At 65.5% G+C, this 23912-nt stretch carries 22 protein-coding genes; 12 read left to right on the forward strand and 10 right to left on the reverse strand.

The window, feature by feature from the left end:
• Nucleotides 1-41 precede the first annotated feature (41 nt).
• Genes dxs through xseB form a run of 3 tightly spaced genes read right to left on the reverse strand, consistent with a single transcriptional unit; the run spans nucleotide 42 to nucleotide 3093 of the window.
• A complete protein-coding gene (gene dxs, locus QFZ83_RS19870; protein WP_307509357.1) occupies nucleotides 42-1898 on the reverse strand; it encodes a 1-deoxy-D-xylulose-5-phosphate synthase in 1857 nt (618 codons plus the stop codon).
• 17 nt (nucleotides 1899-1915) lie between these two features.
• Nucleotides 1916-2830, reverse strand: coding sequence for a polyprenyl synthetase family protein (locus QFZ83_RS19875; protein ID WP_307509358.1), 915 nt, complete (start codon nucleotides 2828-2830; stop codon nucleotides 1916-1918).
• Complete coding sequence (xseB, locus tag QFZ83_RS19880) at nucleotides 2827-3093, reverse strand: exodeoxyribonuclease VII small subunit (RefSeq protein ID WP_013540173.1); 267 nt, start codon at nucleotides 3091-3093, stop codon at nucleotides 2827-2829. The genes QFZ83_RS19875 and xseB overlap by 4 nt, the downstream gene beginning before the upstream one ends.
• 284 nt (nucleotides 3094-3377) lie before the next feature.
• On the opposite strand from xseB, the gene QFZ83_RS19885 reads away from it, so the two are divergent.
• The 8 genes from QFZ83_RS19885 (at nucleotide 3378) to QFZ83_RS19920 (ending at nucleotide 12016) form a co-directional block, all read left to right on the forward strand.
• The gene (locus QFZ83_RS19885) at nucleotides 3378-4517 is read left to right on the forward strand and encodes an aromatic ring-hydroxylating dioxygenase subunit alpha (RefSeq protein ID WP_307509359.1); all 1140 of its coding nucleotides are present in this window, start codon (nucleotides 3378-3380) and stop codon (nucleotides 4515-4517) included.
• A 147-nt stretch (nucleotides 4518-4664) separates the two neighbouring features.
• Entirely contained in the window at nucleotides 4665-5582 is a 918-nt protein-coding gene (locus tag QFZ83_RS19890) for a DMT family transporter (protein ID WP_307512769.1), read from the forward strand.
• 29 nt (nucleotides 5583-5611) lie between these two features.
• A complete protein-coding gene (locus tag QFZ83_RS19895; RefSeq protein ID WP_307509360.1) occupies nucleotides 5612-6520 on the forward strand; it encodes a sulfurtransferase in 909 nt (302 codons plus the stop codon).
• The gene (locus QFZ83_RS19900; protein ID WP_307509362.1) at nucleotides 6517-7095 is read left to right on the forward strand and encodes a DUF2796 domain-containing protein; all 579 of its coding nucleotides are present in this window, start codon (nucleotides 6517-6519) and stop codon (nucleotides 7093-7095) included. The genes QFZ83_RS19895 and QFZ83_RS19900 overlap by 4 nt, the downstream gene beginning before the upstream one ends.
• A gap of 4 nt (nucleotides 7096-7099) precedes the next feature.
• Nucleotides 7100-7846: an ABC transporter ATP-binding protein gene (locus QFZ83_RS19905; protein ID WP_307509364.1), complete on the forward strand. Its 747-nt coding sequence runs from the start codon at nucleotides 7100-7102 to the stop codon at nucleotides 7844-7846.
• Entirely contained in the window at nucleotides 7843-9105 is a 1263-nt protein-coding gene (locus QFZ83_RS19910) for an FtsX-like permease family protein (protein WP_307509366.1), read from the forward strand. Before QFZ83_RS19905 ends, QFZ83_RS19910 begins: the two co-directional genes overlap by 4 nt.
• A gap of 3 nt (nucleotides 9106-9108) precedes the next feature.
• Nucleotides 9109-9747: a DUF3299 domain-containing protein gene (locus QFZ83_RS19915; protein WP_206177953.1), complete on the forward strand. Its 639-nt coding sequence runs from the start codon at nucleotides 9109-9111 to the stop codon at nucleotides 9745-9747.
• A 163-nt stretch (nucleotides 9748-9910) separates the two neighbouring features.
• Nucleotides 9911-12016 (forward strand): DUF3300 domain-containing protein, encoded by a 2106-nt coding sequence (locus QFZ83_RS19920; RefSeq protein ID WP_307509369.1) that lies wholly within the window; start codon nucleotides 9911-9913, stop codon nucleotides 12014-12016.
• Between the two features lie 24 nt (nucleotides 12017-12040).
• Here the strand turns inward: QFZ83_RS19920 and QFZ83_RS19925 are convergent, their stop codons facing one another.
• A complete protein-coding gene (locus tag QFZ83_RS19925) occupies nucleotides 12041-13309 on the reverse strand; it encodes a glutamate carboxypeptidase (protein ID WP_307509371.1) in 1269 nt (422 codons plus the stop codon).
• Between the two features lie 258 nt (nucleotides 13310-13567).
• On the opposite strand from QFZ83_RS19925, the gene QFZ83_RS19930 reads away from it, so the two are divergent.
• Nucleotides 13568-14050 (forward strand): DUF2200 domain-containing protein, encoded by a 483-nt coding sequence (locus QFZ83_RS19930; RefSeq protein ID WP_307509374.1) that lies wholly within the window; start codon nucleotides 13568-13570, stop codon nucleotides 14048-14050.
• A gap of 25 nt (nucleotides 14051-14075) precedes the next feature.
• Here the strand turns inward: QFZ83_RS19930 and QFZ83_RS19935 are convergent, their stop codons facing one another.
• Nucleotides 14076-14528, reverse strand: a complete 453-nt coding sequence (locus tag QFZ83_RS19935) for a helix-turn-helix domain-containing protein (RefSeq protein ID WP_307512771.1) — start codon at nucleotides 14526-14528, stop codon at nucleotides 14076-14078.
• Between the two features lie 92 nt (nucleotides 14529-14620).
• Here QFZ83_RS19935 and QFZ83_RS19940 point away from each other — a divergent pair, with 92 nt between their 5' ends.
• Nucleotides 14621-15574, forward strand: a complete 954-nt coding sequence (locus QFZ83_RS19940) for an aromatic alcohol reductase (protein WP_307512774.1) — start codon at nucleotides 14621-14623, stop codon at nucleotides 15572-15574.
• Nucleotides 15575-15703: 129 nt separating this feature from the next.
• On the opposite strand, the gene QFZ83_RS19945 is transcribed toward QFZ83_RS19940, so the two are convergent.
• Entirely contained in the window at nucleotides 15704-16699 is a 996-nt protein-coding gene (locus tag QFZ83_RS19945) for a LysR family transcriptional regulator (RefSeq protein ID WP_307509377.1), read from the reverse strand.
• A gap of 407 nt (nucleotides 16700-17106) precedes the next feature.
• Between QFZ83_RS19945 and QFZ83_RS19950 the strand changes: the two genes are divergently transcribed.
• A complete protein-coding gene (locus QFZ83_RS19950; protein ID WP_307509379.1) occupies nucleotides 17107-19863 on the forward strand; it encodes an endo-1,4-beta-xylanase in 2757 nt (918 codons plus the stop codon).
• Between the two features lie 22 nt (nucleotides 19864-19885).
• Here QFZ83_RS19950 and rrtA read toward each other — a convergent pair whose 3' ends face one another.
• The 4 genes from rrtA to argC all read right to left on the reverse strand — a co-directional run bounded on the left by rrtA (nucleotide 19886) and on the right by argC (nucleotide 22861).
• Entirely contained in the window at nucleotides 19886-20497 is a 612-nt protein-coding gene (gene rrtA / locus QFZ83_RS19955) for a rhombosortase (protein WP_307509380.1), read from the reverse strand.
• A gap of 362 nt (nucleotides 20498-20859) precedes the next feature.
• A complete protein-coding gene (locus tag QFZ83_RS19960; RefSeq protein ID WP_206176075.1) occupies nucleotides 20860-21069 on the reverse strand; it encodes a DUF4287 domain-containing protein in 210 nt (69 codons plus the stop codon).
• A gap of 179 nt (nucleotides 21070-21248) precedes the next feature.
• The gene (locus QFZ83_RS19965; RefSeq protein ID WP_307512775.1) at nucleotides 21249-21641 is read right to left on the reverse strand and encodes a YkvA family protein; all 393 of its coding nucleotides are present in this window, start codon (nucleotides 21639-21641) and stop codon (nucleotides 21249-21251) included.
• A 284-nt stretch (nucleotides 21642-21925) separates the two neighbouring features.
• Nucleotides 21926-22861 carry an N-acetyl-gamma-glutamyl-phosphate reductase gene (gene argC / locus QFZ83_RS19970; protein WP_307509382.1) on the reverse strand — a complete coding sequence of 312 codons (936 nt, stop codon included), beginning with the start codon at nucleotides 22859-22861 and terminating at the stop codon, nucleotides 21926-21928.
• Between the two features lie 82 nt (nucleotides 22862-22943).
• Here argC and QFZ83_RS19975 point away from each other — a divergent pair, with 82 nt between their 5' ends.
• Nucleotides 22944-23846: a LysR family transcriptional regulator gene (locus QFZ83_RS19975; RefSeq protein WP_307509384.1), complete on the forward strand. Its 903-nt coding sequence runs from the start codon at nucleotides 22944-22946 to the stop codon at nucleotides 23844-23846.
• Nucleotides 23847-23912 lie beyond the last annotated feature (66 nt).

Here is a 23912-nt window from a genome sequence, read left to right on the forward strand (position 1 = left end):
TCTTGATTGTAAAAACCGCCTTACAGGCGTCCGGCGGGGGTTTACCCTGCGACGGTGCCGAAGCGTTGCGCGATCGAAGCCGCAATGCCCGTTGCATCGAGCCCGATCGATGCGAGCAGCTTGGCCGGGTCGCCGTGTTCGATGAAACGGTCGGGCAGGCCCAGTTGCAGCACCGGTTTCTGTACGTTGGCGGCCTGCAAGGCCTCGAGCACCGCACTGCCCGCGCCGCCCATCGTGGCGCCCTCTTCGAGCGTGACGATGGCATCGTGCGTGCCCGCCACCTGCAGCAGCAATTCGACGTCGAGCGGCTTGGCCCAGCGCATGTTGACCACCGTGGCATCGAGCGATTCGGCCGCGGTGAGCGCCGGGTACAGCAGCGAGCCGAACGCGAGGATCGCGATGCGCCTGCCCTCGCGGCGCACCTCGCCCTTGCCCAGGGGCAGCGGATCGAGCGTGAGATGCGGCGCGACGCCGGCACCCGCGCCGCGCGGATAGCGCACCGCCACCGGATGGTTTTGCTCGTAGGCGCTCGTGAGCAACTGGCGCAGCTCGCGTTCGTCCGCGGGACAGGCGATGCTCATGTTGGGAATGCAGCGCAGGAACGGGATGTCGTAGGCACCCGCATGCGTGGCGCCGTCAGCGCCGACGAGGCCCGCGCGGTCGAGCGCGAACACCACCGGCAGGTTCTGGATCGCGACGTCGTGGATCAGCTGGTCGTACGCGCGCTGCAGGAAGGTCGAGTAGATCGCGACCACCGGCTTCAGGCCTTCGCACGCCAGGCCGGCCGCGAAGGTCACCGCGTGCTGCTCGGCGATGCCGACGTCGTAGTAGCGATCGGGGAAGCGCTGCTCGAACTCCACGAGCCCCGAGCCTTCGCGCATCGCGGGCGTGATGCCCACGAGCCGGCCGTCGTGCGCGGCCGTGTCGCACAGCCACTGGCCGAACACCTGCGTGAAGGTCTGCTTGGCCACCGCGGCGGACTTGACGAGGCCCACCTGCGGATCGAACTTGCCCGGCCCGTGGTAGGCCACCGGATCGGCCTCTGCCAGCTTGTAGCCCTGCCCCTTCTTCGTGACCACGTGCAGGAACTGCGGGCCGCTCAGGTGCTTGAGGTTCTCGAGCGTCGGCACCAGCGAATCGAGGTCGTGGCCGTCGATCGGGCCGACGTAGTTGAAGCCGAACTGCTCGAACAGCGTGGCTGGCACCACCATGCCCTTGGCATGCTGCTCGAAGCGCTTGGCGAGTTCGAAGAGCGGCGGCGCGGCGCGCAGCACGCTCTTGCCGACGTTCTTGGCGGCGGCGTAGAAATTGCCGCTCATCAGCTGCGCGAGGTAGCGGTTGAGCGCGCCCACCGGCGGGCTGATCGACATGTCGTTGTCGTTCAGGATCACCAGCAGCTTGCAGTCGCACACGCCCGCGTTGTTGAGCGCCTCGAAGGCCATGCCGGCCGTGAGCGCGCCGTCGCCGATGATGGCCACGGTGTAGCGGTCTTCGCCCTTCTGCTTGGCGGCCATGGCCATGCCGAGCGCGGCCGAGATGCTGGTGGACGAGTGCGCGGTACCGAAGGTGTCGTACTCGCTCTCGCTCCTCTGCGGAAAGCCAGAGATGCCGCCGATCTGCCTGAGCGTGGGCATGCGCTCGCGCCGGCCGGTGAGAATCTTGTGCGGATAGGTCTGGTGGCCCACGTCCCACACCAGCCGGTCGTGCGGCGTGTTGAACACGTGGTGCAGCGCGACCGTGAGCTCGACCGTGCCGAGGTTGGAACTCAGGTGGCCGCCGGTGCGCGAAACGTTGTCGAGCACGCAGGCGCGCACCTCGTCGGACAGCTGCCGCAGCTGTGCGCGGTCGTACTGGCGGATCGGCGAAGGGTCGTGGAGAGTGGGAAGCAACGGAGCCATGTGGGATTTGTTCTTTTCTAGCGGTCGCGGTCGACCACCATGTGTGCGAGAGCGCGCAGGGCGGCGGTGTCGGCCAGGCCGCTCTTGGTCAGGGCAGCGAGCGCATCGGCCAGCAGTTGGCGAGCCTGCGTGCGTGCGCCGTCGAGGCCGAGCAGCGACACGTAGGTGGGCTTGTCGGCAGCGGCGTCCTTGCCGGCCGTCTTGCCCAGGGTTTGCGAATCGGCGGTGACGTCGAGGATGTCGTCCACCACCTGGAATGCGAGGCCGATGGCTGCGCCGTAGTCGCGCAACGCCACCAGCGCAGCGGCACTCACGTTGCCGCACGCAGCGCCCATCTCGACGCTGCCCTGCAGCAGCGCGCCGGTCTTCAGGCGGTGCATTTCGCGCAGCTGGGTTTCGTTGAGTGCGATGCCGACGCTGGCCAGGTCGATCGCCTGGCCGCCTGCCATGCCCTGGCTGCCGGCGGCGCGCGCGAGCAGGCGGCACAGCGTGGCCTGCGTGGCCGCGGGAACCTCGTCGCCCTCGGGCGTCAGCAGTTCGAAGGCCAGGGCCTGCAGCGCGTCGCCGGCGAGCAGCGCATCGGCTTCGCCGAACTTCACATGCACCGTGGGCTTGCCACGGCGCAGCACGTCGTTGTCCATGCAGGGCAGGTCGTCGTGCACCAGCGAATAGGCGTGGATCAGTTCGGCGGCGCAGGCCGCGCGCAGCGCAGCGCCTTCATTGCCGCCGACCGCCTCGCTGGCCGCGAGCACCAGGAGCGGCCGCAGGCGCTTGCCGCCGTCGAGCACCGCGTAGCGCATCGCATCGCCCAGCAGTACCGGCGCCTCGACGCCGACCCAGCGCGACAGCGCCGCTTCGACACGCGCCAGGTGCGGTTCGCTCCAGCCGGCGAGCCGGGCGGCGGTCCAGTCGGTCATGGTGGCCGCGTTCATTCGGCCGTCCAGACCTTGAGGCTGCCCGCGTCGAGCACCTTGATCTGGTCTTCGACCGCCTGCAGCTTGTCGCGGCAGAAGGCGAGCAATGCGGCGCCGCGCTGGTAGCTGCCCAGGAGCTGATCGAGCGGCAACTGGCCCGATTCGAGTTCTGCAACCAGTTGTTCCAGTTCCTGAAGCCCGGCTTCGTAACTGACGGGCAACGGCCCCGTATCGGGCGTGGCCGCCGGGCTGGAAGAGGAAGGGGAAGGCACCTTGGGCATGCAACGGAACGTGGGTGAAACGGGGCATTTTAGGACGGGGACCGAATCGGACGGCGGCCGCCGCCGGGCCGCCCCAAGGCGGGCCGCGCCTCCCCCTCGGGGGGTGGCGAATTACACGAAGCAAAGCGCAGTGAAAAGCCGGGGGGCTAAAAGATGCCCCCGGGTACAATGCGAACCCTTCTTGTTGGCAAAAACCAGCACACCTCTCGGGCCGTTGACTCTTTCAGCCGGCGCCTTCCGTTACTTCCTTTTCTCTCCCTGTGGGGAGCTTGGTCAGGTCCTCCATGTCTGATTTAAGTCTTCAACTGCAGCAGGCCGCGAGCCAACTTCCAGTTTCCGCGTATTTCGACGAGGCCCTGTACGCCCGCGAAATGCAGAACCTTTTTGCGCGAGGGCCCCGCTATGTCGGCCATCGCCTCGCCGTGCCCGAAATGGGCAACTTTCACACCCTGCCGCAGGAGCACCAGGGCCGCGCGCTGGTCCACACGCCCAAGGGCGTGGAGCTGATCTCCAATGTGTGCCGCCACCGCCAGGCGCTGATTCTTCAGGGCCGCGGCCAGTTGGACAATCAGGCCGGCGGCAACATCGTCTGCCCGCTGCACCGCTGGACCTATGCCGCGAGCGATGCGCGCACCACCGGCACGCTGATCGGCGCCCCGCATTTCGATCAGGACCCGTGCCTGAACCTGCACAACTACCCGCTCACCGAATGGAACGGCCTCCTGTTCGAGAAGAATTCGGACGGCACCGGCCGCGATGTGGCCGCCGACATGCGCGGCCTGGGCCCGCAGGCCGACCTCGACTTCTCGGGCTACGCGCTCGACCGCGTCGAGCTGCACGAGTGCAACTACAACTGGAAGACCTTCATCGAGGTCTACCTCGAGGACTACCACGTCGGCCCGTTCCACCCAGGCCTCGGCAGCTTCGTCACCTGCGACGACCTGCGCTGGGAGTTCAACCAGAACTATTCGGTGCAGACCGTGGGCGTGGCCAACCGCCTTGGCCGCGCGGGCAGCCCGGTCTACCAGAAGTGGCAGGAGCAGTTGCTCAAGTACCGCGACGGCAAGCCGCCGAAGTACGGCGCGATCTGGCTCACCTATTACCCGCACGTGATGGTCGAGTGGTATCCGCATGTGCTCACCGTGTCGACGCTGCATCCGGTGAGCCCGACCAAGACGCTCAACATGGTCGAATTTTTCTACCCCGAGGAAATCGTCGCCTTCGAGCGCGAGTTCGTCGAGGCCCAGCAGGCCGCCTACATGGAAACCTGCGTGGAAGACGACGAGATCGCCGAGCGCATGGACGCCGGCCGCCGCGCGCTGATGCTGCGCGGCGACAACGAGACCGGCCCGTACCAGAGCCCGATGGAAGACGGCATGCAGCAGTTCCACGAGTGGTACAAGGCCGCGATGCAGAGCTCCTGAGTCGATGACTGCCGCATCGACGGGTGTTCTGGGAACACCGCGGAACCGGCTTTGCCGGGCCGCTGGTGTTGCCCCCGGTGAGGGGGTTGGAGAAGCGACACGAAGTGCGCGAAGCCTGGGGGAGAGTCAATAGTGCAAGCGCTCTGGATGGTGCTCGGCGCCTTTTTGTTCGCGACGATGAGCGTGGTCGTGAAGGTCGCCTCGCAGTGGTTCAACAGCGGCGAGATGGTGCTGGGCCGCGGCCTCATCGGCATCGTTTTCCTATGGCTGCTGGCGCGCAAGATGCGCGTCTCGCTCGCCACCAAATACCCCGGCATGCACGCCTGGCGCAGCACCATCGGCGTGATCTCGCTGGGCGCATGGTTCTACGCCATCGCGCACATGCCGCTCGCCACAGCCGTCACGCTCAACTACATGAGCAGCGTGTGGGTCGCGGCCTTCCTCATCGGCGGCGCGCTGCTCGCGTGGGTGCCGGTGCCCGGACGCGACGGCCGCGTGGCGCGCCCGCCGCTGCAGGGCGCGCTCGCGATGACCGTGCTCGCAGGCTTCATCGGCGTGGTGCTCATGCTCAAGCCCACGGTCAGCGGCAACGAAGGCTTCGCGGGCATGCTGGGCCTCTTGTCGGGCCTTACTGCCGCCTTCGCCTACATGCAGGTGGTGGCGCTCTCGCGCATCGGCGAGCCCGAGCTGCGCACGGTGTTCTATTTCGCAGTCGGCTCGGCCGTCGCCGGAGCCTTCGCCACGGCGGCCACTGGGTTTTCGGGCGGCAGTTCGTGGACGTGGCAGCATGCGCTGTGGCTGCTGCCTATCGGCCTGCTCGCCGCCCTTGGGCAACTCTGCATGACGCGCGCCTACGCCACGGCCAAGACAGAAGCCGGCACCCTCGTGGTGGCCAACCTGCAGTACTCGGGCATCATCTTCGCGGCGTTCTACAGCGTGGTGGTGTTCGATGACCGCATCGATGCCACCGGATGGGCCGGCATGGCGCTCATCGTGGTGAGCGGCATCGCGGCCACCGTGCTGCGCCAGCGGGCGGTGCCCAAGGCGCCGGCCGAAGAACACTGAAGACAACCTCTCCGAAGGAGATCACGACCATGTACACCACCCTCGTCGGCGTCGAACAACTCCAGCAACTGCAGACCAGCGACACGCCCCACATGGTGTTCGACTGCAGCTTCGAACTCATGAAGCCCGAGGCCGGCCCAGAGCTCTATGCCGCGGCCCACATTCCCGGCGCGCTGTACGCCAACCTGGACACCGACCTGAGCGCCAAGCATGGCCTGCCCGGCGCGCACGGCGACGTGGTCGTCGCGCAGGAAGACGGCGTGCCCGCGTCGGGCGGCCGCCATCCGCTGCCCAGTCGCGAGAAATTCGCGGCGTGGCTCTCCAGCGTCGGCTTCTCCAACGACATGCAGGCCGTGGTGTACGACCGCAACGGCGCCAACTACTGCGGGCGCCTGTGGTGGATGCTGAAGTGGATGGGCCACGATGCGGTGGCCGTGCTCGACGGCGGCCTGCAGGCCTGGCAGGCCGCAGGCGGCGAAGTCACCGACCGCGAGGAACCCGCGCGCTTCCAATCGAATTTCGTACAGGGCGAGCCGCTTGCAAAGCTTGTGACTACCGACACCGTGTTGCGTCGGCTCGGCCAAGCTGACCAGCAGCTGATCGACGCACGGGCCGGTGCACGATATCGCGGCGAGGTGGAACCTCTGGACCCGATTGCCGGTCACATCCCCGGGGCCCTGAACCGGCCCTTCGCCGAGAACCTCGGCCCCGACGGCAAGTTCAAGCCGGCATCGCAATTGCGTGCCGAGTTCGAAGCGCTGCTCGCGGGACGCGATGCGGCGACAGTCGTCCACCAATGCGGCAGCGGCGTGAGCGCTGTGCCCAACCTGCTTGCGATGCAGATCGCCGGGCTCGGGACGACCGCGCTCTATGCCGGCAGCTGGAGCGAATGGAGCAACACGCCGGGGCTGCCGACCCGGCAAGGCGCAGAACCATGAAACACATCCGACTCCGACGCATCTCCGGTCTCGCAATCTCCGCAGCCTTGTTCGCTGCAGCCCCGTTCGTTTCCGCGCAAGCCCAGCAGCAACACGCCCATGTGCACGGCCAGATGAAGCTGGACGTGGCCATCGACGGCCCCACCGTGGTGATCGAAATGGAATCGCCGCTGGACAACAGCGTCGGCTTCGAACGCGCCCCGAAGACCGATGCCGAGAAAGCCACCGTCGAAGCCGCCGTTGCCCAATTACGCGCGGCCGACAAGCTTTTCACCATCGACCCCGCCGCCAACTGCAAGCTCGGCCCGGTCGACCTGCGCTCCGGCGCACTCGGCCTCGGCAACCCCGATCCGAACGAACCTCCGGGCCATGCCGACCTGGACGCCACCTTCTCCTTCAACTGCACCAATGCGGCCGCCGCGAAGTTCATCGACCTGAACCTGTTCAGCGTCTTCAAGGGCCTGCGCCAGATCGATTCGCAGATCGCTTCGTCGCAAGGCCAGTTCAAGCGCCAGCTCAAGCGTCCCACCGGTGCGCAAGCGGCCCAGCCCGCTCGCTTGAGCTGGGGCAAGTAGCACTGTGAGCACCGCTTCGCAGGCCGACTCGACGCCCCTGCGCGTCGTGCTCGCGGCCGAATCGCTGCGCTTTACATGGCCCGGCGTGAAGACGCCGTGCATCGACATCGAGGCCTTCCGCATCACCGCCGGCGAATCGGTGTTTTTGCACGGCCCGAGCGGCTGCGGCAAGAGCACGCTGCTGTCGCTCCTGGCAGGCGTGCTGGTGGCCGACGAAGGCCGCGTGAGTTTGCTGGGCCACGACTGGTCGCAGCTCTCCAGCGCGGCGCGTGACCGCTGCCGCGTGGCCCATGTCGGCTACATCTTCCAGCAGTTCAACCTCTTGCCTTACCTGAGCGTGCTCGACAACGTGCTGCTGCCCTGCCGCTTCTCGGCGCGGCGCGAAGCGCAGGCCGCGCGCAATGGCAGCTCGCGTGAAGAAGCCGAACACCTGCTCGACCAGATGGGCCTGGACAGCAACCTCTGGAAGCGCCAGGCGCTGCAGCTCTCGGTGGGCCAGCAGCAGCGCGTGGCCGCGGCGCGTGCGCTCATCGGCCAGCCCGAAGTGGTGATTGCCGACGAGCCGACCTCCGCGCTCGACGAAGACCGGCGCGAGGCTTTTCTCGACGTACTGCTGACGGCCTGTGTCGAGAACCACAGCGCCCTCGTCTTCGTGAGCCATGACCAGCGCATTGCGCAGCGCTTCGCGCGGCATGTGCTGCTGCCCGAGATCAATCGCGCGGCTTCGACGGCGATGGCGGTGGACGCATGAACGCCCTCTTCTCCATCGCATGGCGGAGCGCCTGGAACCGGCGCTTCACGCTCGCGCTCACCGTGTTCTCGATCGCGCTCTCGACCTTCCTGCTGCTCGGCGTCGAACGCATCCGCACCGAGCTGCGCGAGAACTTCGCATCTTCTGTCTCTGGCACCGACCTCATCGTCGGCGCGCGTACCGGCTCCACGCAGCTCCTGCTGTACTCGGTGTTCCGCATCGGCGCGGCCACCAACAACATCTCGTGGAAGAGCGTGCAGGCGCTGGCCGCGCACCAGGGCGTCGACTGGGTCGTGCCGCTGTCGCTGGGCGATTCGCACCGCGGCTTCGCGGTGCTGGCGACGTCGCCCGAGTACTTCGCGCGCTTTCGCTATGGCGACAAGCAACTCCTGAAGCTGCGCGAGGGCAAGCCCTTCAGCGAACTCTTCGATGCGGTGGTCGGTGCCGAAGTGGCCGACAAGCTCGGCTACCACGTGGGCCGGAAGATCACGCTCGCGCACGGCAGCGGCGAGCTCAACGTGGCCGAGCATGCCGACAAGCCCTTCACCGTGGTCGGCGTGCTCGCGCGCACCGGCACGCCGGTGGACCGCACGGTGCACATCGGCCTCGAAGCGATGGAGGCCATCCACCTCGAATGGGTGGGCGGCGCGCCGATGCCGGGCGTGAAGATCCCCGCCGAGCAGGTGCGCAAGTTCGACCTCACGCCCAAGAACGTGACGGCCGCGCTCGTGGGCCTGAAGAACCGCGCCGCGGTGTTCGGCGTGCAGCGCTGGATTTCGACCTACAACGGCGAACCGCTGATGGCCATCCTCCCCGGCGTCGCGCTCGATGAGTTGTGGAGCGTGATCGGCATCGGCGAGAACGCGCTGCTGCTCATGTCCGCGCTGGTCGCGCTGGTGAGCCTCGCGGGCCTGGTCTCGGTGGTGATGGCGGGCCTGAACGAACGCCGCCGCGAGCTGGCCGTGCTGCGCGCCGTGGGCGCGGGCCTGCGCCATGTGCTGGCGCTGCTCGCGCTCGAAGGCGCCATGGTCACCGTGCTGGGCGTGGTCTTCGGCGTGGTGATGGCCGTGCTCGGCATCGCCCTGTTGTCGCCGTGGCTGCAGTCTCAGTTCGGGCTGACATTGAGCCTCTCGGAACCTACACTCAACGAGTGGCTGCTTATGGCGAGCCTGCTGGTCGCAGGCTGGCTGGCAAGCCTGCTCCCTGGCATTCGCGCCTACCGACTCTCACTGGCGGACGGCCTCTCACCGAGGATTTGAACCATGCGCATCGCAAAGAAGACTTCCACGATCACGGCTTTCAATCGGCTTTCATTGCTGCTGGCCGGCGCCGGCCTCGCAGCGATGGCATGGGCTGCCGAGCCCGCGCCCAAGGACACCACCGCATCGAACCCGCTCGGCGGCAAGGCTGCCGCACCCGCCGTTGCCAAGGGCACGCCGGGCCAGCCGCGCCAGATCACCTGGGAAGAACTGGTGCCCAAGGACTGGGACCCGGCCAAGGACTTCAAGGGCATGGACCTGAGCGCGCTGGACGACGGCGACCCGCGCGCCAACGAGATGCTCATGAAGATGCAGGAGGTGTCGAACAACGCACCGACCAACCCTGCGATGAACGGCGCCGAGATCAAGATCCCCGGCTTCATCGTGCCGCTCGAAGAAGCCAAGGGCGAGGTCACCGAGTTTCTGCTCGTGCCCTACTTCGGCGCCTGCATCCACACGCCGCCGCCGCCGGCCAACCAGATCCTGCACGTCATTCCGCAGAAGGGCGCCAAGTTCCGCGCCATGGACACCGTGTGGGTCACCGGCAAGCTGCAGACCCAGCGCAACGATTCGATGATGGGCGTGAGCGGCTACCACGTGAGCGCGAGCAGCGTCACCAAGTACTCGGGCGGCGCCAAGTAAGCAGTTCGAGGGCCGCGATGGCCGTGTGGGTCCTGCCCCACACAGGCAACAGCGCAAGGACGACACAGACGGTTGCATCACCGGTGCAGGGTGGGTCATCGCAAACCGTCAGGGACCGTTGAGAGAGTCGGGCGTGACGTAGGCGCCTTGATGGAACTCCCAGATGAACTACCAACGTCCCCCCCTCCCTCGCCTGCTCGCGGTTTCGCTGTGCGTCGGCGCCCTCGTCCTCGCAGGTTGCGACAAGTCCGCACCACCGGCATCGAACGCACAGGGCAACGCAGCAGACCCCGCCATCTCGATGCCCGCGCCCACGGTGCCTCAAACACCCACCCCAGCGCCCGCTGCGCCGGTGCCGGCGGCCTACACACCGCCATCGGCCGAGCAGCTCTACCAGTTGGTCGCCCCCATCGCGCTCTATCCCGACAAGCTCGTCGCGCAGATCCTCGCGGGCGCCACCTACCCCGAGCAGATCACCGCCGCGCACGACTGGCTCGGGCAGAACCAGTCGCTCAAGGCCGGCCCGCTCGCCGATGCGGCCAACCAGCAGCCTTGGGACCCGAGCGTGAAATCGCTCACCGCCTTCAGGCCCGTGCTCGACCAGCTCGCCGGCAACATCACGTGGACCGAATCGCTCGGCAAGGCCTACTACAACGACCCGGCCGACGTGATGAACGCGATCCAGGTCATGCGGCAGCGCGCATCGAAAGCGGGCCGCCTGAAGAACAACGACAAGCTGCGAGTAGCAAGCGCCCAGGCGCCGCGCGACTACGTGCCGGCACCGGACATGCAGGCCGCCTATGGCGGACCCGCCGTGATCGAGGCGCCGCAGCAACTGATCACCATCGAGCCCGTGCAGCCCGACGTGGTGTACGTGCCGCGCTACGACCCGCAGGTGATCTACGGCGAGCCCTTGCCCGTCTACCCCGGCTATGCCTATGCGCCGCCGCCTCCCGTGGAGGTCGCGCCGGGCTACAGCCGCGGCCAGATTGCCGCGGCCGGTGCGCTGGCGTTCGGCACCGGCGTGATCGTGGGCGCTGCACTGGAGCGCCACGGCTGGGGCTGGAACTCATGGAACGTGAACTGGGGCGCACCGCGCGATCGCAGATATGACCGCGATCGCGACCGTGACCGCGTGGCGCAGCCGGCCTTTGCACGGCCTGCGGTGGTCTACAACAACAGCACCTACATCTCGCGCTCGACCACGGTGGTGAACAACAACGTGCGCAACGTCTACAACAACAACGATCGCAGCGACCGCAACGGCGGACCACGCGGCATGCCGCCCGGCGCGCCGCCGCCCAACTTTGCGCAGCAGCAACAACAACAAGCGCAGTTCGCGCAGATGCAGCAACAGCAGCAACAACAACAGGCACGTCAGCAGCAGGCCGCGGCGCAACAGCAGCAGGTGCAACAACAGCAAGCACAGCAACGCGCGCAGCAGCAGGCTCAACAGCAACAAGCGCAGCAGTTGCAAGCGCAGCAAGCCCAACAGCAACAACAGGCGCGGCAGGCCCAGCTTCAGCAACGCGCACAACAGCAGCAGGACCAGGCGCGCCGCCAGCAAGCGCAGCAGGCCCAACAACAGGCACAGCAGCAGGCGCGCGCCGCCAACCAGCAGCAACCGCAGCAGCAGCAGCAGCAGCAGCAGCAGCAACAGGCCCGGCTCCAACAGCAACAACAGCAGGAGCAGTTGCGGCGCCAGCAGATGGAGCAACAACAGCAGGCACGCACCGCGAGCCAGCAGGCCCAGCAACAGCAGCAGCGCGCGTTGCAGGACCGGCAGCGCCAGCAGCAACAACAACAGCAATCCCAACAGGCGCAGCAAGCCCAGCAGGATCAGTCACGGCGCCAACAGATGCAGGCGCAGCAGCAAGCGCAGGCTCAAGCCCGCGCGGCCCAGCAGCAACAGGCTCAACAGCAGCAGATACAGCGGCAGCAGGCGCAGCAACAGCAACGCCAGCAGCAGGCCCAGAACGAGGCCCGTCAGCAGCAGGACCAGATGCGCCGCCAGCAGCAGCAACAACAACAGATGCAGCAGCAAGCCCAGGCCGCTCGCGCGCAACAGCAACAGGCGATGCAGCAACGCCAGCAGCAGATGCAGCAACAGCAGCAGCAAGCCCGCCAAGCGCAACAGGCACAACAGGCCCAGATGCGCCAGCAGCAACAGCAGCAACAGGCCCAGCAGCACGCCGCTGCGGCAGCCGCCGCGGCCGCGGCTCGCCGACCGCCGAATCGCCCCGGCGAGCCCCCGAAGCAGCAGCCCTGAGGCCGGCCTTCCCGTCGCCTCTTGCTACTGCTTGCCGATCTCGGTCAGCAGACGCGTGACGAGATAGATGCGCGGCACGATCGAATCGACTTCGATGTATTCGTCGCGTGCGTGGTAGCCGAAGCCCGCAAGGCCGAAGCTTTCGACCACCGTGGCCTTGCCCGAGCGGCCGGCAAAGCCTGCGTCGGTGCCGCCGCCGGTCATCGGCGTGAGCGCGAGGTCGCGGTCGATTTCCTTGTAGATCGCCTGCGCCTTCTCGGCCAATGCGCGGCCCTTCGCGCCCGCCACGAATGCCGGACGGCCGACCTCGACCTTCACCGTCGTCTCGGTGTCGGGAATCAGCTTGCCGCTCGCGATCTTCGCCTGCAGCACTTCGTTGAGTTTCTTCTCGGCACCCGGCTGCGTGATGCGGATGTCGCCCAGCGCCTGCGCCTTCTCGGTGATCTGGTTGATCGGGCCGGTGGCACGCGCCACGGTCCAGTTGAGCGTCACGCCCGGGATGTCTTTCGCGAGGTCCTTGGTCTGCAGCATCTGGTACGACAGCTCGTACAGCGCGTTGCGGCCCAGCTCGGGCGCGGCGCCCGCGTGCGCCGCGCGGCCCTTCACTTCCATCGTCGCCTGCGCGATGCCGGCCGCGCCGAGCAGCAGCGACTCGCCCTTGGCCACCGACTTGGCCGCCGTCGGTTCGAACGACAGCACCGTGTCGTGCAGGTCGGCCGTGGTGGCGATGAGTTCGCCCGAACCCACCGAGCCCACTTCTTCATCGGGGTTCACCAGCACGGTGAGCGTGTCGTAGTCGCGCCAGCCCGCATCGGCCAGGATCTTCAGCGAGGCCAGCATCACCGCGATGCCGCCCTTGTCGTCGGCGATGCCGGGGCCATAGATGCGGTTGCCGTCCACCTTGTAAGGCTGGCTGCCGAGGATGCCCGCTGCATACACCGTGTCCATGTGGCCCTGCAGCATGATCTTGCGCTTGCCCGTTCCCTTGAGCGTGCCGATGACGATGTCGGCGCCCGCGCCGGCCGCGGCTTTGCGGCGCTCGGTCTTGAAGCCCGCGGCCTTCAGGCGGCCCTCGATCACGTCGGCCATCTTGAGCAGGCCATCGACGTTGAGGCTGCCCGATTCGATCTGCACCATCTCCTTCAGGTTGTCGATGACGGCGGGCTGCGCCTTCTCGGCGGCGGCGAGCAGCTTGGCATCGGGCGCGGCCTGCACGGCGATGGCGGCCAGTGCGAGACCGGAGGCCAGCGCGATGGAACGCAGGGCGAAGAAGGACGAAGAGCGCATGGACATGAGGGTTCCCGTTTTGCTGAAGTGAATGGCGGGCGACAGCATAGCGGCGGCATGGGAGAAGGCTGCGCAAATCGGCGACAGCGCGGCGACTTGACGGGCGGCGCCGGCATGCCAACGCGACGCGCTGCACCGGCTGCTCGCCGCATCGCTCGGGCTGCTTCACGCCCGCATCGAAGACGGATGCGATGCGCTGATGACCTAGCTGGTGCGCTGCCCCGCCCCTGCCTCTCAGCGAGGGTTTCGGAACTGCCGCCGGCATTGCCCGCTCCTTGCCGTGCGTCAGAATCCGGCGAGGAGCAGGCGCTCCGCGACAGCGCCCTCTCACCTCGGCACACCGAAGCAGCATGCGTTTCGGACCCTGATACACAGGAAGGAAGAATGACGATGCCCAAGCATTCGATTTTCACGATGGCCTTTGCGAAGGTCTATCCGATGTACGTTCAAAAGGCGGAACGCAAGGGCCGCACGAAGGAAGAAGTCGACCAGATCATTTGCTGGCTGACCGGCTATGACGAAGCGGGACTGCGTCGGCAGATCGAACGGCAGAACGATTTCCAGACTTTCTTTGCCGAGGCGCGGGCCCTTCACCCGAACAGCTCGCTCATCAAGGGCGTCGTCTGCGGCGTTCGCGTGGAAGACGTCGACGATCCGCTCATGCAGAAGATCCGCTACCTGGACAAGCTGATCGACGAGCTTGCCAAAGGAAAGGCGATGGAAAAAATTCTGCGGGTGCAGTTGTGAAGATCCGAACCGGAAGCAGACGCTCTTAAAGTCGGGAACCGTTGTGCGCCAGGTCAGCGACAGCTTCGGATTTTTCGTCGCGGTGCTGTTCGTCGAAATCTTGCCTCGCTTCTCGGAAGCGATCCGCGTTCTCCACGATCCAGGTCCACAGCGGGACCATGCGAACGAGCAGCTCCATGCCAGTGTCGGACAGCTCGTACTCGACTCTGGGGGGCACCTCTTCAAAATCATGACGGAGCACTAAGCCGTCACGCTCGAGCTGTCGCAAGGTGCGCGTCAACATGCGTTGAGTGACCCCGTGCATGCGCCTTCCGATCTCTGCGTGGCGCAGTCTTCCATACACGCCGAGCGTGTGGACGACACCGAGTGACCAACGGCTTCCGGCATGTGCAAGCACCTCTCGCCGCACGCCGTCATCGTCGTCTCTCAGGCCGTCACACACGGTCTGCGAATACTGAAGTATTTCGTCTCGATCCAATTCTTTAGCTCGCGGTATCACGCGTGTGCCTTCTTTCATACATGCCCATGCATCGATAGACTGCCGCGACGCATTCTCCAGTGGGCTACACAATGAACCAAACGGATCCTAACGCTACATCTCAGAAAATTCTCGTGCTCGGTGCCGGTGAACTCGGCCTGCCTGTACTGCGCAATCTCGCGCGCCGGGCGAAAGATCTGGATGGCGCAAAGATCAGCGTGTTGCTGCGCGCAAGTGCGGTCGAGTCCAGTGAAGCAGGCAAGCGACAGGACATCGCGGAGATCCGAGATCTGGGAATCGAGATCGTCTTGGGCGATCTTGTGAAAAGCGCCATCGATGAGCTCGCCGTGATGTTCGCGCGATACGACACGGTGATCGGTTGCGCGGGCTATGCAGCCGGAATCGACACGCCAATGAAGTTGGCGCGGGCCGCATTGCAGGCGCGAATCCCGAGGTACTTTCCATGGCAGTTCGGGGTCGATTTCGACGTGATCGGTCGGGGCAGTCCGCAGGACATCTTCGACGCACAGCTGGACGTGCGCGAACTGCTGCGCAGTCAGCACCAGACGGAGTGGGTCATCATCTCGACCGGCATGTTCATGAGCTATCTTTTCGAGCCGGACTTCGGTGTCGTTGACCTGCAAAATGACGCAGTCCACGCCCTCGGCAGCCTCGACACCGCTGTGACGTTGACGACGCCCGAAGACATTGGTGGGTTGACTGCCGCGATCGTGTTCGCCAAGCCCCGCATCCGCAACGAGATCGTTTATCTCGCCGGCGACACCGTGACTTACGGGGAGGTCGCCGACAAGCTGCAAGCGGCCCTTGGCCGCCCCTTCACCCGGTCGGAGTGGAGCGAGCAATATTTGCTGGATGAGCTGGCGCGCGACCCGCACAACATGATGCGCAAGTACCGTGCGGCTTTTGCTCAAGGTCGGGGTGTTGCATGGGAAAAGAGCGGGACGTTCAATCAACGCCGCGCCATTGCGGTTACCGACGTGGCGTCATGGATCGACGCGAACCTTCTTTCGGGCCGCAGCGAGTGATCGTGGGTCCGCCCCTCTGAGCAAGCCGCATCGACGACAGCTTCCTCGCTGGCTTCGCGGCGCTGGGCCTTGCCTTGTTCCGTTGGTCGCCGCATGCGGGGCGCAACCGGCCGGGTTTCGACCGACGGGTCAACAGCGAGAAGACGCGCGACCCCGCGGCTTGGGCCTGGCAACGGGCGTCGCTCGTTCGGTCAATGCCGCTCCGGCTTCATGGTCCGCCATGTTGCGGATCACGTCCATGAATGCCAGCACGGCCGTGCTGGGGGGCTCGCCCTGCAACGTGATCAGGCCGAAGTCGGGCATGCGGTTGGGGAGCTCGGCCGCGATGCGCGTCAGCAGCCCGCGCCGTACATATTTGTCCACCAGCGCGGCGGGCTGCAGCGACAGCATGGTCGTGCTCTGCATCAGCTCCAGCGCGAACAGAAACGACGGCGTCTCGACGATGCCCGAGGCGAGCGACAGGCCTGTGCTGCGGAAGATGTCATCTGACACCTTGCGCAGCGCCGTGGATGCTGGATACAGAATCCACGGCCAACTCGACAGTTCCCTCAGTCCAGGGGTGTTCGGTCCACGCAGCGGATGGTGCACGCCTGCGGTGATCTGCAACCTTTCACCGGTCAGGTTTTCGTAATGGAACTGGTCGCGCTGAGACTCGTCGGTGAAGCGGCCGATCATCACGTCGATCTTGCGCTCGGCCAGCCACACGATCAGCTGATCGCTGCTCTGCTCCAGCACCTTCACCACCAGCAGCGGCCGCAGGCGCTGCAGCTCGGCCACGGCGGCAATCAGCAGATGCGCAGCCGCACCCGAGATGGCGCCGATCGACAGATGGCCGTGCCCTCCCTGTTTCAGATTGCTGAACTCGTCCACGAACTTGCGATGGCCGTCCAGTGCCGAATGCGCGTAACGCAAGGTGAAGAGTCCCAGCTCGTTCGGTTGCATGTCGCGTGGCAGGCGATCGAACAGGCGCGCTTCCAGCATCTCCTCGATGTCCATCAACACCTTGGTGGCGGCCGGCTGCGTGATGTACATCTGCTCGGCAGTCAGACGCAAATTGCGCGTCTTTCCGAGGATGTCGAGGAACTGCAGGTGCCGGAAACGCAGACGCGAGACTTGCGCCAGCATCAGGGGTTTGTCAGAGGTCTTGCCTGAACTCATCAGCATTTGGAATGGATGCTAGCGAAAAAGTAAGTGGACCGGCAGGGGGCCGTCACCTAGCCTTCGCGCCCTGAAGTGCCGCCGCATCGCTGAACGCACGCCTGCTGCAGGGCGCGCGGCTGTGACAGCCGCGCGCCTCACGGGATCGCGCCATGGATCGCCGCCGCACTCGCCGCGATGGGGGTGCTGGTGTTCGGCGATGTCCATCGAGGTCCCGAGCGCCATCCCGCCCGGGAGTGATTCCTTTCAACTTAAGGAGACAAGCATGCATCTGACCATCGAACGTCGATCCGCGAGAGGGCGCAGAGGCGCCTGCCGCAGAGCCAGCCCACGAGAACTCTCCGGTCGTCGGAATCACTAGGAGGACCGGGACCATGTTCAGCAGACTCGACTTCAAGCGTCTTTTGATTGCGCTGCCCACCGGACTTGTGATCGCGAACGCCGCCCTGGCGGCTGAGCGGCCTGCGAACCCTGCCGATTGGCCGGCGCTGAAGGATGTGTACAAAAACTACTTCCTGATCGGCAGCACCAATCTCGACGCGCGCAACTTCGGCTCCGACGTGGTGCCGGGTGAAAACTCGGTCGCCGCCATGACCCTGAAACACTTCAATGCGGTGACGCCCAGCAACGCGATGAAGCCCGATTTCTGGAACGGGGGGATGAGCAATCCGAGCCCCAATTTCCTTACCAACCTGACCTCGGGCATCAACGCGGACATCAGCGCGGCCAATGCGCGCGGCGTCAAGGTCACCGGGCACGTGCTGCTCTGGCACAACCAGTCGGCCCAATGGCCCGCCCCCAATGTCCTGACTCCGAGTGGCGGATGGGAAACGCCGTGGGACTACGCAACGGCGAAGACGGGCCTGGAGTATTACGTTCGGACCGTGGCCGGCCATTTCGATCGGGAACCCTTCAAGGCCTACGCCTGGGACGTCGTCAACGAAGCGTTCAAGGACAACCCCGACAACCCCGCCGACTGGAGGAACGCCCTGCGAACCGGGTACAGCCCCGAGGAGCGGCCGGCCCGATGGGCCCAAGCCTATGCCAAGGGCGGGAAAAGCTGGGACTACATGTATGACGCTTTCTACTACGCGCGCCAGAACACGACGGCCATCCTGAACTACAACGACTTCAACGACAACGAGCGCGCCTCGAAGGCCACGGCAATCGCCGCGATGGTCAAGGAATTCAATGAACGGTACGCGGCTGAATCGGCCGCAGGCAAAGGGCGGGTACTTCTGGACGCCAAGGGGAAGCCCAGGCCGCTGATCGACGTCATCGGCACGCAGGGGCACTGGGACATGAGACTCAACCTGGACGCCTTCGAGAGGACCCTCAAGACCTATCTCGAAACCGGGGCGAACGTCGATCTGACCGAACTGGATCTCGCGCCGGCCCTGGGCCTGGACAAAGGCCTGCGGATCCAGAATGGCCCTGAGATGGATGCCCTGTTCATGGAACAGGGCGTCCAGTACGCGAAACTTTTCAGCCTGCTCAAGGAGTACGCCGCCGGCCCGGGAGGTCGGCACCCTGAGTACAAGGGGGGCGTGCACCGGGTCACCTGGTGGGGAATGACGGACCCGGGCTATCACACCAATGGGTATCCGTGGTCTGGAGTCGGCCGACCGAAGGAGGCGTACTGGGCCACGACGAACCCGGAGCAGTACCTCATCGATGCGGGCTTGCCGCCGAACGGGGTCACCGCGACTTTCAGCTATGGCGGCGAATCCTTCAAAGCCCGGACCTGGGGCGGCAAGAATGCTCAGGCAATGCTCGACATCAACGTGCCGGTCGACACGAAGAACGTCGTTTTCACCGCTGCCAACGTTTCCCTGCCCTCGGGGTTTGCCGTTGAGAACATGAAGTTCAACCCGCCCGACTGCGCTGTGGTTCCCGGCAAACCCTGCCATGTCACGGTGACCGCGAGGGGGCCCGCACCGGCCACTGCGTCTGCGGAGAACACGGCAACCTTCGTCCTGTCCTTTGGAAAGATGACCGTCGGGTGGATGGATGCCGCCAACGCCTTGGCGGCACCCTTGTCCTATGCGGAAGTTCGCTTCAGCGACGGCGTGACCCCCTTCAAGCAATACAAGACCTCCTATGGGAGCGACGGCATGGCGAGAGCGTCCGGCGTCGCGGAAACGAAGGCGGTGCCGAAGCATGGTCGCGACACGCTCATCCTGTCGTCACAAGACCCGGTCGCCAACCCGTTCGGACTGCGGTTGCACAAGCATGCGGCAACGGAAAAAGCCTGGCGACTCGTCACGAGAATTGAACCCGGAAGGACCTATATGGTCGTGTCCGGCGAGTCGGAATTCAACGGACAGACGCAGGCTGCTGCGTTGACCAACCGAAGCAAGCCCGCGACGACGGCCTCGCCGGAATCGCTGTCGCGCACGCCCGTCATCGTTCGGGGCGACATCCTGGTGCCATTGGCCAATTTGAATGGGCCCGCGAGCGAGCCCGCCCTGGCGCAGGACAACCTCAAGTTCGTCTTCGAAGAAGCGAAGAGTCCTGCCGCAGGGCCTTACGCCGCTCAGGAAGGGCACACGATGCAGAGCTTCATCCATGGCACCAATGCCTACCCGCATGTCATGTTCAGAGGCAATGGCGCGAATGGCACTGTCGTCGCGGGTCGGCATTCGCTGATCACGCGGCAGACGAACGGCCAGGAGGGTTCGCAGATCGCGGAGAGAGCGCTGGACCAGGCAGTCTGGTTCAACACGCCCATCGACCCGAAGACCGGCGAGATGAAGATGTTCCTGTACACCGAGAAGGACGATGTCAAACAACACTATGTTCTGAAGGAAGTGGGCGATGGCGAGACGCCGAACAGGGACGCCGGGAACGCCATCAGCCAGCGGCAGGCGTCCGTCGGCGGGTTCGTCGCCATGCAGGCGGAGAGTCCCAAGGAGGGGACGAGTGTCAAGCTCTACGCCTACGACATCGAGCCCTACGCGTCGGACAATGAGCCGCCGACGACGACACCGCCGACGACCGAGCCCCCTGCGCCGGTGATGCCGATCGCCTTCCCATTCAGCAGACGCGGCGGATCGCTTGATGTGGGCGACCTCGCCCTGGTGCTGGCCGGCCTCGCGGCGCTTGCGCTCGCCCGCCGCCGCCGGTCCTGAAGTGGTGAAGCCGGCGCCGAGGTCAGGCCTCGGCGCCGTCTCGGGCCCGCCGCAAGCGCGGCCACGCACCCTGCCAGAGGCAGAGCGCCAGTGCGCACAGCGCGCCGTACAGGTGCGCCTCGACCATCACCTCGCCGCCGATCAGCGCACGCTGCGCATCCGAAGGCGGATGGAACATCTGCCAGCCGATGCGTGCGATGACGGCCACAAGGACGATCCAGGCCACGCGATCGCCGCGCCAGGCGCGTGGCGCCAGCACCCAGATGAACAGCCCGTAGAGCACGCCCGAGAGGCCCGCGTAGTTCATGGCTTGGGGCGATGCAGTCACCAGCAAAATCCCCACGCCGATGGCCAGCACAACGATCGCGGTGGCCCAGGCACACCAACTGCGGGTGCCTGCCGCGAGCGCGACGCACAGCACCAGCCCGCCAGCGTTTATCAGGCAGTGCGTCCAGCCCAGATGCACCGCATGCGCCGAAAGCAGGCGCCAGTACTGTCCACCGAGCACGGCCGCGCGTTCGTAGCGCAGCGCTTCGTACACCGGCTCACCGCCCGCCTGCAAGGCCAGCACGAGGCAGGCGAGTGCGACGGGAACGAGCCAATTGGAGAAGGACCGCAGTGGAAGAGGTTGCACGGGGCGCGGCCCATTCAGGGATTCGGGCAATTAGCCGTGAGGCAGGATGAAGGTACTCGGCGAATGCCTTGTTGTGGCGGAATTGTGCCGTTGGCTTGCTCCGGCTGCCAGCGACTGCAACGCTGCAAAGCAGCCGCCCGGTGATCCTCTCCACGACTTGCCCGCCATGCGCAGAAGGCGAGAAGCTCATCCACCGAGTCTGCCCGATCACACCGTCTGCCAAAACCTGGAGCTACGAGCGTTCTCGACCCATGCTGATATGAAATTGCTCCGCGCTATCCGGCGATCTGGGCACACCGACGGAGGGCCGGTTCTGGCCGAACTCCGACCTGGCCGCACGTGAACGTTCGAGTCCTGACTTTTTACTTCTTCGCCAGGAAGGCTGCCACCAGCGCGTTTGCGTGCCCATGGCCGATTTGATGCTCCGTCTTGAGCCGGTTCACGAGTTCCATGTGTTTGAGAGGGCCTGCATCCTGAAGAACATTCATCCAGTGGGCAATTGGCTTCGCGTAGGTCTTTTCGATCGAAGGAAAGTACGAGGCAGGGCCTTTGACTTTGGTCGTTTCTGTCATTGACATCCCGTTGGTGAGGGGGCTGGTGGCAAGGCGAGCAACGGCATTGAAGAATGGCAGGCCAGGCATTCGACGCCGAATGCTACTTCCGCTCCTGACCGACCGTAGCCTGTCGCACTTTCATCATGAATGGGTCCGAGGCGACTATACATTTCGCTCCGAGGCGGTCATTCGGGAATCTATAGATGCGGGCTCAACCAGACCCATGCCGCTACGCCCATCGCCAGCCACACGGCTACGACTAGGAGCGCGCCGGCCCGGCTGCTTGGCTTCGAGCCCTTCGTTTGCATCCACTCTTCTGCTTGACTGCGACATTCCGCAAGGACTTCAGGCGGCAGCAGCCTGATGGTCAACCAGATGAGGGCGGGAAGCAGCATCACATCATCGACGTAACCCAGCACAGGAATGAAGTCTGGAATCAGGTCGATGGGGCTTAGCGCATAGGCCACCACGAAAACGCCCAACGCTTTCGCATACCAAGGCGTTCGGGGATTTTTACCCGCAAACCAGAGCGCCACGCCGTCGCGTTTGATTCGCCTGGCCCAACTCTTCAAGTTATCACTGATGCTCATCAATGCAGAACGCGAACTTGAACTCTGCCAAGGAACCGTCCATCGGCCGAGCAGCCGAAGCGAGTTCAAATTCATCAGCCTGGTCGCCTTGGATCTGCGCCGCCAATCGCGGCACGGGGCACTTGAATATCGGCATCACAGCTCCGTGTAATGGCTTGAGGTCATCGTGCGTCTACGCCATCGCGGCAGTGTAGCGACCAGGCCGCTCCTGGCGAACAGCGGCTCTGCGATAGCGATATCAGCCTTTGACGTCCGAGGCCCCCCTCTCCATCAACACATCGACCTCACATTACAGGCAACAAAGCCCCCGTCATCAACCGCAGGTTCTGCACCGCCGCTCCCGCGGCCCCTTTGCCCAGGTTGTCCAGAACCGCGCTCAAGACAATCTGCCCCGTGCGTTCATTCCACGCGACACCCAGGCTCATGTCGTTCGATCCGTTGTGCACTTGCGGATCGAGTTCCGTCATCGGTGCGGCAGAAGACATCGGCATCACACGCACATACGCCGCATCGCGGTACCGCTCCATGAGGCACTCATGGATGCGCGCGCCAGACACGCCGGCAGCAAGCATCCGCGCGTGCAGTCCGATGGTGAGCACGATGCCCTGCCGATAACTGCCATAGGCCGGCACGAAGATGGGCCGCTCCGTCAAGCCGGCATACGTCTCGATCTCCGGCACGTGCTTGTGCTCGAGTGCAAGGCCGTAGACCTTCAGTGAATGCGCCCCCGCACCCACGCCAGCTTCGTACGCTTCCACCCCCGCCCTGCCCTGGCCCGAATAGCCCGAGACGGCGTGAATGACCAGCGGATAGTCGGCGGGCAACAGCCCCGCATCCGTCAGCGGCCGCAGCAAGGCAACCGCGGCTGTCGGATAGCAGCCCGGATTCGTGACCCGCAGTGCAGACGCGATGCGCTCGCCCTGTTGCGCATCGAGCTCCGGCAGGCCGTAGACCCAGCCGGGGCTGGTGCGGTGCGCCGAGCTGGCGTCGATGACGCGCACCGAAGGGTTCTCGATCATCGACACCGCATCGCGCGCCGCGGCATCGGGCAGGCAGAGGATGGCGATGTCGCTCTCGTTGAGGGCGGCCCGGCGGGCGGCCGCGTCCTTGCGCAGGTTGGCCGGCAATGTGCGGATGCGAAATTCCCCGCCGCGCAGGCGGTTCTGCAGGTCGAGGCCGGTGGTGCCTTGATCGCCGTCGATGAAGATGTTGAGGTCCATGGAGCGCGATGGTAGGGACGCGGCTTCGATGGCTCCAGCTAAATATCTTCAATGCAGGATTAAGAAAAGTTAAATTAGCGCGATGCGAGAACTCAGCCTTGATCACCTGCGCACCCTCGTCGCCATCGCCGACCTCGGCTCGCTGGCAAATGCCGCACGCGCCCTTCATCTGGCAGCCCCCACCGTCACCGTTCAGATCGCGGAACTGGAGTCGCGCCTGGGTGGTCAGTTGCTCGTTCGCGGGAGAGGGCCCGCGCAAGCGACCGCCCTGGGCGAGCGATTCATCGCGCGTGCCCGCAGGCTGCTCGCGGACGCCGACGACGCAGTGGAAGACGTTCGACGCCAGCTCGCCGGTCAAACAGGCCGCGTGCGCGTAGGTGCCTCGACGGGCACCATTGCGCACCTGCTGCCGCCCGCGCTCAAGCGTCTCGCCCAGCACCATCCCGGCATCGACGTGAACGTGCAGGTGCTGACCTCCAACGACAGCATGGCACGGCTCGCCGCGGGCAGCCTGGACCTGGCGGTCGTGGCGCTGCCGCAGGCGCCTGTGCGCGGCGTTCATGTCACGCCGCTGCGGCGCGAGGCCGTCGTCGCCTTTCTGCCGGCGGACTGGAAGGCACCCAGGCGGCTCACGCCGCAGTGGCTGGCCGAGCGGCCGCTGATCATGAACGACGCCTCCACGCGTCTCTATCGGCTGACCGCGGAATGGTTCTCCGCGGCTGGCGTGCATTGCCGGCCCCGCATCGAGCTCAACTACAACGATGCGATCAGGACGCTGGTCGCGGCCGGTTATGGAGCGGCCTTGCTGCCGGAGGAATCGCACGGCAACAACGAGCCCGCGCGTGACCCTCGCATCGCCATTCGTCCACTCAGCCCGGCGCTTTGGCGGCAGCTGGGCCTCGCGGTCAGTGATCGAGGGGCGAGCGGACCGACGCGTTTCGTGCTGGAGGCGTTGCAGCTTGGGAAGAACTCGTCGGCTGCTTGAGTCGGTCGGTCACGCAAGGCGGCAGCAGGAAGCAGTGTTGCAGGCCATCTGACCGAGCTAAAGTGA

It is taken from the genome of Variovorax sp. W1I1, from assembly GCF_030815625.1.
GTDB classification, from domain to species: Bacteria; Pseudomonadota; Gammaproteobacteria; order Burkholderiales; family Burkholderiaceae_C; genus Variovorax; species Variovorax paradoxus_C.